Here is a 15,915-nt window from a genome sequence, read left to right as displayed (position 1 = left end):
TCTATCTTTTATAGACTTTGTAATATTTATTTTTCATTTTATTTGTATTTAAACCTTCGTATGCTTTTTTGTACATACTATTTTTTATTGCAACATAAGAGCAAGTTGGAAGAATATTAATCTTTCCTATATCATTTTTATCTAGCCCAATTCCAGCTGTTAGTGCTCCTAAGATATCTCCAGCTCTTAGCTTATGTCTTTTTCCACCATTTATATATAAAGTTGAGAACTCATAGCCTAATCTTACATCTTCATTATTTTGAATCTGGGAGATATTTAAAAGTTCATACTCTTTATCAAAAAAATCTTTTAAATCTTCAAAATGGTTCTTATCATCTATAAAACTTACAGCAAGACCATTTTTTCCAGCTCGTGCTGTTCGCCCTATTCTATGTGTATATACTTCAAAATCAAATGGTAAATCATAGTTGATAACCAAATCTACATCTTCAATATCTAGCCCTCTTGAAGCAACATCTGTAGCAATAAGTACAGGATAACTTTTATTTGAAAATAAAATCAGAGTTTCATCTCTATCTTTTTGATCTAAGTCACTATGTAAAACTAAAGGTTCTATATCAAAAGCATCTAAAGAATCTGCTAGTTCGTCACATTGCACTTTTGTATTACAAAATATAATAACACTTTTATGTGTCTCTTGAAACACTTTTAACACTAAGCTTGTTTTTTGATGTGGTTCAACTTCATAAAATTTTTGTGTTATGATATCTTCATTGTGTGTTGATTCAACTTCTACAGTCATAGGATCTTGTAAAATTGTACGAGAGAGAGTTTCTATAGTTGATGGGTAAGTAGCTGAAAAAAGCATAGTTTGTCGTTTTTTTGGAAGATACTCTATGATTTCATGTATATCTTCACTAAATCCCATATCTAGCATTCTATCAGCTTCATCTAAAACTAAAGTATTGATTTCATTTGCTGAAAAGTTTTCTTCTTTAAGATGTTTTAAAATCCTCCCAGGAGTTCCTACTAAAATATGTGCTTGATGCGAAAGTGAATGCACTTGTGGTTTATGAGGTACTCCTCCTGTTAAGGTCAATATTTTTATATTGTGTTCAAATCGTGCTAGATCTTTAAGTGTTTTTGCTACTTGACCTGCTAGTTCTCTTGTAGGACACAATATCAAAGATTGTATTCTAAATTGGGCAGTATTTAAATTATTTAAAACTCCAAGTCCAAAAGAAACTGTTTTTCCACTTCCTGTTTTTGCTTTAGCTATTACATCTTTATGTTCTAAAATATAAGGAAGACTTTTTTCTTGAATAGGTGTCATTTCATGAAAACCCAACGAGCTAAGATTTTGTATATTTTTTTCTGAAAGTTTCAGTGTGTTAAATTTATTTTTATTCATAGTTCATTATATCTAAAGAATTATTAAATTTTATATGAGAATAATTAAAGAAATATAATGTATAATAATCCAATTTCAAAATAAGGTTTCGTATGAAAAAACTCTCAATTATAAGTAACCAAATAAAAAACAATACCTTTTCATATACAGGAAAAGGTTCATTTGAAGCAACAGTAAATAAAAACAAAGAGCTTATTTTAGGTTGGCTAGAAGATCTCATTCCATTACAAACACAAATAGATCTATTAAAAGAACTAGAAGATTTAGAGTTTCAAAAAAGAAACTATACAAGAATACTCACAAAAGTTTTTCCTGATGAATACAAAGAATTTGTATCGTTAAATATACTTGTAAGAGATGCAAATATATTAGCCCAATACTATAATGAAGAGTACAATATAACAATTTTGTATGACAATTTATTAAAAGACAAATATCTCAAATACCCTGGAAAATACGAAAAATATGTCGAGTTTAATATTTTTCAAAAATTTGTTATGATGTATAGAGATGAATTGATTTCAAGTTTAAATGGGGATAAACAATCTACTATTTCAAAAAAACAAGAACCTTCAACAAAAGATACAGATATATCAGAGGATGAGACTTTAAAAACTATAGAGGAAGAGGTTTATCAAGAACCTAAAATAACGGCAGAAAAAACTGAAGAGGAATCTATAACTGAAGAGAATGAAAAAAAAGCAACAAAAGACAAAGATACAAATTGGACACAACTATTACTAGGAAAGTTAAGATAATGAAGAATTTTACAATATATGGAAACCCAGTTATCCACTCAAAATCACCTCAAATGCACAATGCAGGTTTTAGACAAATCCATTTTAATGGAAACTACGATAAAACACTCATTGAAGATGGAAAAGATTTAAAAAATCATTTTTTAAATGAACATATTTCGGGAGCAAATATTACAGTTCCTCATAAAGAGATAGCTTTTAAAGAAGCCGATAAAGTAAAAGGGATAGCTAAAAAAATCGGTGCTGTGAATACTTACATAAACAAAGATGGAAAAGTTTTTGCATACAACACTGATGCGCCCGGATTCCTCAAAGCAATAGAAGAGTTTGAAGGTATCAAAAACGCTATAATAATTGGTGCTGGTGGTACTGCAAAAGCTATTGCCGTTGCTTTAACACAAGCTGATATTGAAGTTACTGTTTTAAACAGAAGTAAAAATAAACTTGAATTTTTCAAAAACTTAGACTGTACAGTTTATAGCTGGGATGATTTTATTTGTGAAGATTATGATTTAGTTATCAACTCAACAAGCGCAGGACTAAAAGATGATGAATACCCTACTTCACTTGAGATGCTTGAAGATATACTCAATGTTTCGAACTATGCCATAGACTGTATCTATGGTAAAATGACACCATTTTTACAAAAAGCAAAAGAAAATGGTCTAACATTTAAAGATGGTGAGGATATGTTACTCTATCAGGGTGTATTGGCATTTGAACTGTTTACAGGCGTTGAAGCTGATAAAGAGTTGGTTGAAGCTATGAGACAAGGGCTGAAAGAAAGTTAAATACTTTGATATGATATAATAAAAAATTAAAAAAGGTAGATTTTCAATTTTTAAATAAAGATTGGATGTATTTAAAAATTTAATCTCTAAAATAGGTACGCCAAAAAATACCAATATAAAATGATAAATATTCATTGAAAATATTAAAAACACAAAAAACTCATCTAACAACATATTTTTTATATCAATTATCTCTAAATTTATCTATAATATATTTTTAAAAGGATAAATTATGAAAATAGCATTAATGATTTTATTGATGATCAACATAGTATTTGGAGAAAAAATGATGAATATATATGATATAAAAGTGACAGACATAGATGGAAAAGAATTGACTTTAGAAAAGTACAAAAACAAAGTTATGCTTATAGTAAATGTTGCTAGTAAGTGTGGATTTACAGGTCAATATGAAGGGCTAGAAAAACTTCATGAAACTTATGAAAACAAAGGCTTAGCAGTTTTAGGTTTTCCGTGTAATCAGTTTTTATCACAAGAACCAGGAACAGAAGAAGACATCAAAGAATTTTGTAGCCTAACTTATGGTGTAAAGTTTGATATGTTTAGTAAAATAGATGTCAATGGTAACAATACACATGAACTTTATAAATACCTAAAAACTAATTCAAATGGAATTTTAGGAACAGATATGATCAAATGGAATTTTACAAAATTTCTAGTAAATAAAGAGGGAAAAGTTGTTCAAAGATACGCACCATCCACTACACCAAAACAGATAGAATCAGATATCATCAAGCTTTTAGATTAGACTCAACAGTATCATGAAAAAAGTATTTCTCTTTTATGATGGAGATTGCCCATTTTGTAATCGGTATTCTAAATTTAGACAACTTCAAGAGTGTATAAATTTAGAGTTACATGATGCTAGAGAAAATCTTTTGTGGAAAAAATATGATTCAAATTTGAACCTAGATGATGGTGTAATTTTAATCATTGAAGATGACTCTAAAGTTTTACAAGGCATTGAAGCTATCAGATACCTTGATACAGTTTGTAGTTTTAAAGGTTTTTTTTTCAAAATCCAAAAATATGTTTTTCATAATAGTTTTTTAGCAAAAATAGTATATGGCATCTTCAAAACTGCCCGTAAAATAGCTCTTTATTTCACAAAAAATAAAAGGAACTTCAGATGAAAATCGCAATCATAGGAGCAGGACTAGCAGGAACACATCTCTACAGTTTACTCAAAAAACAAAAACACACAGTCACCATCTTTGAGAAATCAAGAGGTGCAGGTGGAAGATGTAGCACACGATATGTAGATAACTTTAAACTAGATCACGGTACACCTTTTTTCAAAACAAATGATAAACAGTTTGAAAAATTTTGTGAGTTAAAAGTAGATGAAAATATTTTGAATAAAAAAGAGAACACCTACTATCCAACAAATGGCATCAACAAACTTTGTTCTTCTTCTTTGGAGAGTGATGATTTTATGAAAAATACTAAAATAGTTTCGTGTAAATATGAAAATAACCTTTGGAACTTGAAAGATCAAAATGGGGTCAACTATGAAAACTTCGAAAAGCTTATCATCACTATTCCAGCTTCTCAAATTTTGGAACTGGAGTTAAATATAGAGCAAAAGACAAAAGAGCAACTCTCAAAGGTAACTTATGATTCAATAGCAACTTTGATGATATATAGCAACACAAAAGAACAAATCGATGAATCGAAACTAATGGAAAGTGGTATATTCAAAAAGATTATCAACAACTCTTCAAAATATGATTATGATGATTTTTCTAGCTACATTTTACATCTTCAACCAACTCTTACAAATGAGCAAAAATTTGCAAATAAAGAGCAAGTGGAGCGATTTATTTTAGAAAAAGCATATCAAATATCAGGAGTAAACCTAAAAAAAAATTTCAATACTGTACCCCACTTTTGGAAATATGGTTTTGTCTCAAGTTTTTTAGAAGTTCCGTATATTTATGATAAAAAAAACTCTTTAGGTTTTTGTGGGGATTATTTCATGGGTGAAGATTTACAGAGTGCTTTTAAAAGTTCACAAAAATTATTTGAAGAAAAATTACAATATGCAATAAATCTGACTATTAAAAATAAAATAAGTTAAAATCAGATTATGAGAAAAGATATATATGATAAGATGCAAATCTTAAGTGATAGTGCCAAATATGATGTAAGTTGCAGTTCAAGTGGTGCTGAGAACAACTACAAAACAGGAGAATTAGGTGCTACACAAAATAGTGGTATCTGCCATAGTTTTACAGCAGATGGTAGATGTATTTCACTTTTAAAAGTATTGCTTACAAATTTTTGTATTTATGATTGTGCGTATTGTATAAATAAAGTATCAAACGATATTCCAAGAGCTGCATTTGCACCACGAGAACTAGCTGATATCACGATGAATTTTTATAAAAGAAACTATATAGAAGGGTTATTTTTAAGTTCTGGTATCATAGATAATGAAGATCATACTATGAATCTCATCTTACGAACACTGAGAATCTTACGAAACGAATATAAATTTAACGGCTATATTCATGTCAAACTCATTCCAGGTAGTGATGCAAGACTTATAGAACAAGTGGTACAACTAGCAAGCCGAGTAAGCTCTAACATAGAACTCCCAAGTGATAAATCACTCAAACTATTAGCACCAAATAAAACAAAAGAAAAAGTACTACAACCTCTCAAACTTGCAAGAGATATAAGTATGGAAAGAAACACCAAACCAATAGGGATGTCAACACAACTTATTGTAGGGGCAACACCAGAGACAGATATGGATATACTCAATTTAAGCTCAGTTATGTACAACAAAGCACTTTTAAAAAGAGTATATTATAGTGCATATATTCCTGTAAATAATGATAAAAATTTACCTATTTTAGCTACAAGTAAACCACCACTACTAAGAGAACATAGACTCTATCAAGCTGATTGGCTTTTGAGATTTTATAGTTTTAAAGCAGATGAGATACTCAATAGTGACAACCCAAACCTAGATGAAGAGTTAGACCCTAAAATGGTATGGGCATTAAATAATATGCACTATTTTCCTATGGAGATAAATAAAGTTAGCCTAGAAGAACTGATACGAATACCAGGAATTGGTGTGCGTGGTGCTTCTAAAATCATCAACGCAAGAAGATTTAAAAAACTCTCGTTTAGTGACCTTAAACAGCTCAAAATATCTACGAAAAAGGCTAGGTATTTTATAGTATGCAATGGAAAATACCAAAAAGAGATTCCAATGTATCGTGAAAATATAAAACTAGATTATCTTAAACCATCAAAACCACAAGAGCTATCGTTGTTTGATATAGATTATTCTGCTATTACAGGTGAAATATGACTTTAGTTTATGACGGTACTTTTGAAGGGTTTTTATCTTTAGTATATGAAGTATATTATAAAAAGTTTCAAGTGGAGAAAATCTTACGAGAGTTTCCTGCGACACTTATTTTAGATGACATTATAACTATAGAATATGATGAAAAAAAATCTATAAAAGTATTGGATTCTTTAAAGTCAAAATTTACTCAAAAAAACTTTAGTGTTATTTTAAATGTATTTATGTGCGATAATGTAAAATTTGAACTAGACTTATTACACTTTATCATGGTTGGATTCAAAAATCAAAAGCAGCTAGAAAATATAAATCTCTCTTTTGTCCAAAATATACAAAACTTACAAAAAGAGCTTTTCAGACACAATCATAAAATGACTGGATTTACACGCTTTATAGAGCTTGACGATGGTTTGCTGTATGCAAAAATAGATTCTAAGTTTAATGTAGTTTATTTTTTAGGACAACATTTTTTGAAACGCTTTAATAATCAAAGATATATTATTCATGATCTCAAACGAAAAGTTGCATTTATAAAAGAGAATAACTTTGTAGGTGTACAAAATGTTGCAGAGTTTGAAACACCAAAGGTGAGCAAAAACGAAGAAAAATTCAGTAAGCTTTGGCAAACATTTTTTACAAGTGTTTCAATAGAAAGTAGAAAAAACAAAAAACTCCAACGCCAAATGGTACCCCTACTTTATAGAACTTATATGAATGAATTTCATAACTAACTAAGCTTTTCTACATATTTTTTTCTAAAAAATCGTATATTGTTTAAAATCTTTACTGCAACTAATGTCAAAACTGTTCCTATAAATATACTCAAATGAACCTCTTCTTTTAAAAAAACAATACTTAATGTAATAGCTGAAAATGGTACTAAAAATATAAATGAACTCACCTCATTTGTTCCTAGCTTTTCAATTCCTATGAAGTAAACACTCGTCGCAAAAGTAGTTGAAACAATAGCTAAGCTTAAAATATTTAGCCAAAAAATACCATCAAATGATTTATAGTTTATATGTTGATAATCAACGAAAAATAACAGAACCAAAATAGTCATAAATAAGTACATATAAAATGAAAAAACAAGAGGGGATGTTTTTGTGGCTTTTGAACTCAAAATTGTAATAATAGGCCATAATATTGATGCAAATATAAAATATACATTATGTTCAGTAAATATTTCATCATAAGAGAGTGTCCAAACATTTAATATAGTTAATACACCAATTGCCCCTAAAAGCAATGCAAAGATATCTTTTTTTTGAATCTTCTTACCAAAAAAAAGTGCCATTATTAAAAAAGTATTTATAGGAATAAGAGTGGTTACAAACGCACCTCCTAAACTAGCCGTTCCAAATTTGGTGCCTAAAAAGTAATATTTCAGATATAAAATCATCACAATAGCCGTTATAAAAGACAGAAAAATACCTTTGAAAGTGATATGAAAATATTTTTTACTCACAATAAGTACAGGTACCATCGTAACAATAGTGAAGATATTTCTTAAAAATATAAGTTCATATTCATTGATATAAACACTTAAAACTTTTGCGTGTACCCAAGAAGCACCCCAACCTATCATTGCTACAAACATTAAAATGTAAAATATTTTTTTATTTTGTTCTTCCATTGCTACTTAACTTTGTTTATTTTTTTGGAGTATACATTTTATTTACTTTAAATGTTCTATAGAAGGTTTTTTTCATAGCTATATAGTGTAGTTATTATGGTACAATGCGGAAATTTTATAATCAAAAGGTACATAATATATGTCATTTACAAATTTAGGTTTATCAAAACCAATTTTAAAAGCTATTGAAGATCAAGGATATACATCTCCTAGTCCAATTCAAGCTCAAGCTATTCCACTAGTTTTAGAGGGAAAAGATGTTTTAGCAGGCGCTCAAACAGGTACAGGAAAAACAGCTGGATTCACACTTCCTATTTTAGAACTAATGATGCACAAATCACTAAAAAGACAAAAGCTAAAAACACGAGCATTGATCCTTACTCCTACAAGAGAGTTAGCAGCACAAGTACACCAAAATGTTGTAGACTACAGTAAATATTTACCATTTACATCAGCTGTTATTTTTGGAGGAGTTGGAATCAATCCTCAAAAAGCAAAACTTAAAAACGGTGTAGATATTTTAGTAGCAACACCAGGAAGACTTTTAGACTTAATAGGACAAGATGCATTAGACTTATCAAATGTAGAATTTTTTGTTTTAGATGAAGCAGATAGAATGCTTGATATGGGATTTATTCACGACATCAAAAAAGTGTTAAAAATGCTTCCAAGCGATAAACAAAGTTTACTTTTTTCTGCAACTTTTTCTACAAGTATTAAAAAACTAGCTGATTCTTTACTTGATAGTCCTACTTTAATAGAAGTAGCAAAAAGAAATACATCAGCACAGACAATTAGTCAAAAAGTACACTTTGTAGATAAAGGGAGAAAAAAAGAGCTTTTAGTACATCTTATCAAAAGAGATAACTGGCATCAAGTTTTAGTATTTACACGAACAAAACATGGTGCAAATAAACTTACTCAACATTTAGAGATTGAAGGTATTAAAGCAGCTGCTATTCATGGTAATAAAAGTCAAGGTGCAAGAACAAAAGCGCTAGCTGATTTTAAAGCAAATGCTATTCAAGTTTTAGTAGCAACAGATATTGCAGCTCGTGGTATCGATATCGATCAACTTCCACATGTGATAAATTTTGAGCTTCCAAATGTACCAGAAGATTATGTACATAGAATAGGAAGAACAGGCCGAGCTGGAAATGAGGGGGTAGCATTATCTTTAGTATGTGTTGATGAGCATGAATTTTTAAATGATATTGAAAAACTTATCAAAAAAGATATTGAAAAAGAAGAGATACCAGGATATGAAGTTGATCCTACAATAAAACCTGAACCAAAGAAAAAACAAGGTGGAAACCGAGGACGAGGTGGTCGAGGAAACGGTGGCGGTCAAGGAAGAAGAAACAACGGACAATCTACTCGAAATAATAGTAGAAATTCTAGAGGAAGAGCTTAATACAAAATGATTTCGTCGAACATTTGTTCGGCAAATCATATTATTTTTTTTCTAAACTCATTACTTGATTTCGTCCACTTTCTTTTGCTAAATAAAGAGCCTTATCTGCACGATTAATTGTTTCCTCTATCTTTTCATTTCTCTTGTATGAAGAAACTCCAAAACTTGCTGTTTTGTGTTTAACAATTGAAAACTGAAATTGTTCTATATTTTCTCGTATTTTATTTGCAAGTTTTAAGGTACTTTCTAAACTACTCTCTATTGAGATAACAATGAACTCTTCACCACCCCATCTACCTACAATATCAGTTTTTCGTACTGATTCTTTTAAAATAGATGCAAATTCCACAAGAACAGTATCTCCTACTTGATGACCATAGGTATCATTAACACTTTTAAAAAAATCGATATCAATGATAATTAATCCAAATTTTTGATCATATCTATTGGCTCTATTAACTTCCTCCTCAATAACCACATCAAGTTTCATTCTGTTGTATAATCCTGTAAGTTTATCAGTAACTGACAATAGTTTCAACTCTTCATTTATTTTATACAACTCTAAAGTTCTCTCTTTTACTTTTGTTTCTAAATTTGTTTGGTATTCATCTATTGAAGTTGACATATTTAATAAAGATGTTGAAAGCAGATGAATTTCTAATACATTTGTATCTACAAGTTTTACCTTATCAAAATTTCTATTCTTAACTTTTATACTCTCTTTCATTAACGATAAAATAGGTTTTACAATAATTGATGAAAAATAAAAGATAAGAGGAACAATCGTAAGTAAAATCAAAACAACAATTATCATCATATTATTCATTTTTGATTTATAATCAATAGTCAATTTACTTATTTCACTTGTAGTACAAAGAAACTCTTTCCCTAAAGGTACGATTGATATAATATATTTTTTATTATCAATTAATATATTTTTCATCACAGTGTTTTTATTTGGATTAGCACTTATAAATCGTTTTATTTCACCCAAGATTTCACTTTGTTTAGTGCTATTAGAACTTGCAATAACAGTTCCATTTTTATCAAAAATAAAAGAGTTTTCTAAAATACCCGCTTCATATTCTTTCAGAATACCATTGATATTGTTGAGTAAAAAATCTAATGCAAATACATTTTGTGTATTGTTAATTTTCTTAGCATAAGTTACCCCTTTTGCTTTTATATTTGAGAAAATATATGGTTTTGTTTTGATCACTTTTCCTGTTTGAATAGCTTCTTTATACCAAGGTCTTGTTGTACTATAATAGCTAGTTTTTTCAGTTTTTTTAGATAATGTTTTTAAAGAGCCATCCAACAGCAAAAATTGCTGTTTATCATTTACTATCTCAATATATAACCATTTTGCATCTTTACTAGCTTGATATTGTGTTCTTAGTTTTTTATCTATATCTAAATTTATTAATTCAAAAAAATGATCACCTTTGAATCCTACATAAACAGAATAAATATTTTTATTGTTATTTAAGATTTTTGTAAATTGTCGGATATAGGTATTTTTATTTTTTATAAAATCTTCGATACTTGTTTCTTCTAAAAAGTTACTACCATTTTGTATGGTATTTTCATGTAAATCATTTATATATTTTATGTGATTTTCAACTTTAGCAGATAGAAGTTTTACTTTGTCATTTACTGATTGAGTTATAAGTTCTTGACTAAATATGTACTGAATATAAAACATCATTAGCATAATTAACGATGATAAGAAAATAAAAAGAGAGATGACAGTAATTTTAATTGAAATTTTTTGCATACTAAAAATAACCTTCTAAATAAAATGTATTAAATTATAGTGAATTAATTTCATCAATAGTATAGTGAGTACCTAAAATGCGATTTATATTTTCTAACTCTTCTGGAGTTACAATTTCAACTTCCATAGACTCTTCAATTTTGTATTCTACATTATTTGCAGGTGCAAATAATAACTTACCATTTTCAATTCTATAATATCCATCATTACTTAATTGCCAAGGGGTGTTAAATACATTTATCAAATAAAGAACTCTGCTTCCATATAATTTTATCTCCAATTATAGCAAATTGTTATTAATCTTCTTTAAACTTACATAATTAGAGTACAAATAACTAAAATTTTCAAATATAATTTATAAAAATTAAAAGGGAAAAGATGTCTTGTCAAAAATGTAGTGAAAAATTTATTCTAAAAAATGATAAAGGTGTTATTTTTATAATAAGTGAAGTAGAAGAACTTCTCAAAAAATCAACTAGTTTTCTTCAAAAACTATCAATAGATTATTCTAATAAAAATGGTCTACTAGTGATAAATGTAACTAATGTAAAAGCATTTTTTTCTGAAAATATAAATAGATTTAAAGAGTATTTTAACGAGTTAGAAAGAGAAAATATAAAAATATTTACAGCAGATGATGAAAATTCATTTAACTATTTAACTGTACTAAAAGCAAAAACCTTACAAAAGTACATAAACCTTTTTGATGATCAAGATTTTTTTGATGTAGTAAACAACGAATCTTTAACTGTACATTTTCAGCCAATTATAGATATTCATACTGATAAAATTTATGGTTATGAAACACTTGCACGAGGGGTTAACGAAGATGGAAGTTTAATGTATCCAGATATACTTTTTGAGAAATCTAAAAGAAATGATTATAACTTTAAACTCGATAGACTTTGTAGAGAAAGTGCTTTAAAAACAGCCGCAACTAAAAAAGTACATCAAAAAGTTTTTATTAACTTTATACCAACTTCTATTTATGATCCAGAATTTTGTCTAAATTCTACTGTAAAATGGGCAAAACAGTTAGAGTTCGATCCAAGTCAAATAGTTTTCGAAGTTGTTGAAACAGAACTAGTAAAAGATCAAGTTCATCTCAAAAAAATTTTAGAGTATTATCGTTCAAAAGGTTTTAAAATAGCACTTGATGATGTAGGTGAAGGGTATTCTAGCTTAAATATGATTATCGAGCTTCGTCCAGATATTATTAAAATAGACCGAAATATAATTAGTGGTATCGATCAAAATGAACTAAAACAATCAGTTTATAAAGCACTTTTTAATCTTGCAAGAGAAAATGGTATCACTGTTTTAGCTGAAGGTATAGAAACTATCAATGAGTTAAAGATGATAAAAAATATTGGTGTTGATTTAGCACAAGGGTACTATTTCGCAAAACCAGCAAGTGAACCAATTCGAAAAATCTAAAAGAGACAAAATGAATTATAAAAAACAACCAAAACTCAAACCTTTGAAAAAAAGAGATTTAGCATTTGAAGAGTTTGATGAAAATAGGCTCATAGAGATGGCTTGGCAAGATAGACTTCCATTTGATATTATCTATTTACAGTATGGACTAACAGAGAATCAGGTAAAAAATAAAATGAGATCACTTATTAGTAAAAAAGCATACAATAGATGGAGAAAAAGAGTTCATGGAAGAGTTACGAAACATATAAAAAAATGTACTCATAAACAACAAAGATTTGAAGGTCCTTGGTAACATAAAATACTATAAAAAGTGTTTTAGAAGATTATTTAATAGATTTATTATAAAGTGATGTTATAATCTATCCTATATTAAAAAGGCTAGCTTAAACAACAATGCATCAAATACCCTGTAAATATTGTAACACAAAACTACGAATACGAAAATTTACTTCTGGGTTTGAATATACTTGTCCAACTTGTAGGGGCGTTGTGTATAGAGGTGGTGCTTCATCTACTTCTATTATCATAATGTCACTTTCGACACTTGTTATCTTTTTTTGGATGATTACAAGCGATGTTTTAACAGTGACCCTTATAAGTACAAAAAGTCGCTCTATTTTAGACTCCATCGAAATTTTATACTATGATGACTATAAAGTTAGTGCTGCTATACTTTTCATAACTGTTATTTTTATACCTATTTTTATGATATCGTTAATCAATTTAATTATATTTGGTAAAAAACTTCATATCCCTCTACATATACTTAAAAAAGCAGTATCTTTATACAAAGAACTCAAAGACTGGAATATGGCAGAGGTTTATATGATAGGGATTGTGATATCTATGGTTAAACTTGAAGAGTTAACCACCATGCACATAAACCTAGGTTTTTGGGTAGTATGTATCTATGTTGTGATGTTTTATCTTATTCTTATGTGGTTTAATCCTTATGATATATTAGAAACTGTAGAGATAAATAAACAAGATGAAAATGCTATGTTTAAGAGTATTATATACTTAGTTTTAGCGCTTATATTTGTTATCCCTGCTAATGTTTTACCGATCATGCCAACTTATCAATTTGGAGTGGAATACAATAATACTATTTGGGGTGGGATTGTTATACTTTGGGAAGAAAAAGATTATTTTATTGCATCTATTATATTCTTTACTAGTATTTGTATCCCTTTACTGAAGATCTCAAGTGTCTTTATAATGATATTTATGGCAAAATATGGTATTTTTAAAAATTATAAAAAAGCTATGACCATTTATTATAGAGTCAATGATGGCTGGGGAAAATACTCAATGCTAGATGTATTTGTAGTTGTTATAGCAGCTTCATTTGTTCAGTTTGATCAATTAGTAAGAATAGAATCAGGCACAGCAATTATGCCTTTTACACTTGTAGTGTTTTTTACAATGATGGCAAGTAAATCATTTGATATAAGATTGATATGGGAGAAGAATTAGATATGTCTTTAGCAGTTACCAAAAGAAAAAAATCGATAATTATTTTAGCATGGATAGCACCTATTGTTGCTATTATTATCTCTATTAGCATGGTGTATGAACATTACACAAAAATTGGCAATGAGATAGAAATAAGATTTCACGATATCAATGGGCTTGATGTACGACAAAGTCACATTCAGTATAATGGACTGCATATAGGAGATTTGAACTCAATTGAGATAGATGATAAAAATATCAACCAGTTTATTGTAAAAGCAACCATATATTCCCAGTATAATTATCTCGTAAAAGAGGGAACAATGTTCTACAAAGTTTCCCCTCAGCTGTCACTCAAAGAAGTGAGTGCATTGAGTAATATTTTGAAAGGGAATTATATTGAAATTGTCCCTGCAACAACAAATTTAGTAAAGCTACAAAAACTAAAAAAACAAACTATTTTTAAAGGATATGATACAAAACCAAGCAAAAAAGGTATAGTTTTTACTATCACTTCAGATAAAGGTGACTTTGACCTTACTTCAACTATTTTATACAAAGGTTTACCTATAGGAGAAATACTCGAAAAATCAATAGATAAGTTTACTATAAAATACAAAGTTCTTATTTATGATAAATATAAGTATCTTATCTCTTCAAAAACAAAGTTTTATAAAATAAACCCATTAGAACTCAAAGCCTCACTCGAAGAGATAAATTTAAAAATCCCTTCTATAAAAACTATGATAAGTAGTGCCATAGGTTTTGTAACCCCACAGCATGATAAAAACATACAAAAATCATATCAGCTATACAACTCAAAAGATGATATCGATATTTTACATTCATATAAAAACCACTATAAGTTTAAACTTTTAGCTAATAATATTTCAAATACAGATACCATATATTATAAAGGTGTTAAAGTAGGAAAAATAGATAAAGTTACTATTCAAAAAAATAAAAATATTGTATATGGACATATCAAAAATGATTTCAAACATCTGCTTAACAATTCATCAGTTTTTTATAAACAAAAAGCAATATCAAGCAAAATATCTACGGATGGTATAGAGGTTGAACTCTCAAATCTAAAAGAGCTTTTACTAGGTGGGGTAACATTTATAACTCCAGAAGATAATAAAAAACTTTCAAGTAAGGTATTTACCTTTTATGATGATATTGAGCAATACTATGAAAAAAACATGTTCACTATATCTGTATTTATAAATGACGACTGTAATATTAAAAAAAGTTCTGTTTTATTGTACAAAAATATTGAAATAGGAAAAGTAAAACAAATTAGCTTGAATAAAAATATAAAAGTAGATATACAAATACAAAATAAATACAAATACCTTTTTGGTAAAAATGCCAAAATATATTTAGAAGGTATGAAAATATCCTTAGAAAAAATCGAGAATATCGCAACAACAGTATTAGGTGATAATTTTAATCTAATTGCAGATACAAACAATGGATATAACTCACAGTATCATTTAGACTCAATAAACCCAGATAGTACTTACTACAAAGAGGGGTTAAGAGTTCTTCTTAAAGCAAAAGAGAGTAAAAATATAACTGTCGGTTCTCCTATTTACTACAAGGGTTTTGAAGTTGGTGAAATTTATGATGCTGATTTAACTCAAAATGGAGAATTTGTTATTTTTAAACTTTTTATAAAAAAACAATATGCAAATATTTTAAAAATGCAAAGTAAATTTTATAAAGCAACTACTATTGATATGGAGGTAGGAGTTTTTGGAGCAAAAATTAAATTTGGTAGTGCAAAAAGTATACTTAAAGGTGGAATCACATTTAAAAATGAAGGTGATATAAAATTACTTCAAAATGCTACTAAAGGAATGGTATTCCCTCTGTTAAACCAAAAAAAATAAAACAGTTTTATACCAAACACATTAAATG

The 15,915-nt window shown here is 28.4% G+C and carries 16 protein-coding genes; 12 read left to right on the top strand and 4 right to left on the bottom strand.

Translation table 11 applies throughout. The annotated features are described in order from the left end of the window. Position 1: 1 nt before the first annotated feature. A complete protein-coding gene (gene dbpA, locus ACMCMH_RS09475) occupies positions 2-1,372 on the bottom strand; it encodes an ATP-dependent RNA helicase DbpA (protein ID WP_412724943.1) in 1,371 nt (456 codons plus the stop codon). A gap of 92 nt (positions 1,373-1,464) precedes the next feature. Between dbpA and ACMCMH_RS09470 the strand changes: the two genes are divergently transcribed. The 7 genes from ACMCMH_RS09470 to ACMCMH_RS09440 all read left to right on the top strand — a co-directional run bounded on the left by ACMCMH_RS09470 (position 1,465) and on the right by ACMCMH_RS09440 (position 6,998). Continuing rightward, positions 1,465-2,130, top strand: coding sequence for a hypothetical protein (locus ACMCMH_RS09470; RefSeq protein WP_412724941.1), 666 nt, complete (start codon positions 1,465-1,467; stop codon positions 2,128-2,130). Next, positions 2,130-2,921, top strand: a complete 792-nt coding sequence (locus tag ACMCMH_RS09465; protein ID WP_412724939.1) for a shikimate dehydrogenase — start codon at positions 2,130-2,132, stop codon at positions 2,919-2,921. The genes ACMCMH_RS09470 and ACMCMH_RS09465 overlap by 1 nt, the downstream gene beginning before the upstream one ends. A 289-nt stretch (positions 2,922-3,210) precedes the next feature. Continuing rightward, complete coding sequence (locus tag ACMCMH_RS09460) at positions 3,211-3,690, top strand: glutathione peroxidase (protein ID WP_412728017.1); 480 nt, start codon at positions 3,211-3,213, stop codon at positions 3,688-3,690. Positions 3,691-3,703: 13 nt separating this feature from the next. Continuing rightward, the gene (locus ACMCMH_RS09455) at positions 3,704-4,075 is read left to right on the top strand and encodes a DCC1-like thiol-disulfide oxidoreductase family protein (protein ID WP_412724937.1); all 372 of its coding nucleotides are present in this window, start codon (positions 3,704-3,706) and stop codon (positions 4,073-4,075) included. Continuing rightward, the gene (locus ACMCMH_RS09450) at positions 4,072-5,022 is read left to right on the top strand and encodes an NAD(P)-binding protein (RefSeq protein ID WP_412724935.1); all 951 of its coding nucleotides are present in this window, start codon (positions 4,072-4,074) and stop codon (positions 5,020-5,022) included. Before ACMCMH_RS09455 ends, ACMCMH_RS09450 begins: the two co-directional genes overlap by 4 nt. A gap of 9 nt (positions 5,023-5,031) precedes the next feature. Continuing rightward, positions 5,032-6,270 carry a putative DNA modification/repair radical SAM protein gene (locus tag ACMCMH_RS09445; RefSeq protein WP_412724933.1) on the top strand — a complete coding sequence of 413 codons (1,239 nt, stop codon included), beginning with the start codon at positions 5,032-5,034 and terminating at the stop codon, positions 6,268-6,270. Further along, positions 6,267-6,998, top strand: coding sequence for a TIGR03915 family putative DNA repair protein (locus ACMCMH_RS09440; protein ID WP_412724931.1), 732 nt, complete (start codon positions 6,267-6,269; stop codon positions 6,996-6,998). The genes ACMCMH_RS09445 and ACMCMH_RS09440 overlap by 4 nt, the downstream gene beginning before the upstream one ends. On the opposite strand, the gene ACMCMH_RS09435 is transcribed toward ACMCMH_RS09440, so the two are convergent. Beyond that, complete coding sequence (locus ACMCMH_RS09435) at positions 6,995-7,903, bottom strand: DMT family transporter (RefSeq protein WP_412724929.1); 909 nt, start codon at positions 7,901-7,903, stop codon at positions 6,995-6,997. The two genes, ACMCMH_RS09440 and ACMCMH_RS09435, sit on opposite strands and share 4 nt — an antisense overlap. A gap of 139 nt (positions 7,904-8,042) precedes the next feature. On the opposite strand from ACMCMH_RS09435, the gene ACMCMH_RS09430 reads away from it, so the two are divergent. After that, complete coding sequence (locus ACMCMH_RS09430; protein ID WP_412724927.1) at positions 8,043-9,317, top strand: DEAD/DEAH box helicase; 1,275 nt, start codon at positions 8,043-8,045, stop codon at positions 9,315-9,317. A 40-nt stretch (positions 9,318-9,357) separates the two neighbouring features. On the opposite strand, the gene ACMCMH_RS09425 is transcribed toward ACMCMH_RS09430, so the two are convergent. Next, the gene (locus tag ACMCMH_RS09425; protein WP_412724925.1) at positions 9,358-11,094 is read right to left on the bottom strand and encodes a diguanylate cyclase; all 1,737 of its coding nucleotides are present in this window, start codon (positions 11,092-11,094) and stop codon (positions 9,358-9,360) included. 34 nt (positions 11,095-11,128) lie between these two features. Next, positions 11,129-11,338 (bottom strand): hypothetical protein, encoded by a 210-nt coding sequence (locus ACMCMH_RS09420; protein WP_412724923.1) that lies wholly within the window; start codon positions 11,336-11,338, stop codon positions 11,129-11,131. 134 nt (positions 11,339-11,472) lie between these two features. Here ACMCMH_RS09420 and ACMCMH_RS09415 point away from each other — a divergent pair, with 134 nt between their 5' ends. The 4 genes from ACMCMH_RS09415 to ACMCMH_RS09400 all read left to right on the top strand — a co-directional run bounded on the left by ACMCMH_RS09415 (position 11,473) and on the right by ACMCMH_RS09400 (position 15,887). Continuing rightward, complete coding sequence (locus tag ACMCMH_RS09415; RefSeq protein WP_412724921.1) at positions 11,473-12,531, top strand: EAL domain-containing protein; 1,059 nt, start codon at positions 11,473-11,475, stop codon at positions 12,529-12,531. A gap of 10 nt (positions 12,532-12,541) precedes the next feature. Further along, positions 12,542-12,826, top strand: a complete 285-nt coding sequence (locus tag ACMCMH_RS09410; RefSeq protein ID WP_412724919.1) for a TIGR03643 family protein — start codon at positions 12,542-12,544, stop codon at positions 12,824-12,826. A gap of 101 nt (positions 12,827-12,927) precedes the next feature. Next, the gene (locus ACMCMH_RS09405) at positions 12,928-14,010 is read left to right on the top strand and encodes a paraquat-inducible protein A (RefSeq protein WP_412724917.1); all 1,083 of its coding nucleotides are present in this window, start codon (positions 12,928-12,930) and stop codon (positions 14,008-14,010) included. Then, positions 13,995-15,887, top strand: a complete 1,893-nt coding sequence (locus ACMCMH_RS09400; RefSeq protein WP_412724915.1) for an MlaD family protein — start codon at positions 13,995-13,997, stop codon at positions 15,885-15,887. Before ACMCMH_RS09405 ends, ACMCMH_RS09400 begins: the two co-directional genes overlap by 16 nt. Positions 15,888-15,915 lie beyond the last annotated feature (28 nt).

It is taken from the genome of Arcobacter sp. 15-2 (assembly GCF_047159865.1).
GTDB lineage: Bacteria > Campylobacterota > Campylobacteria > Campylobacterales > Arcobacteraceae > JAIOSF01.
This window is presented reverse-complemented; position numbering and strand designations above follow the sequence as displayed.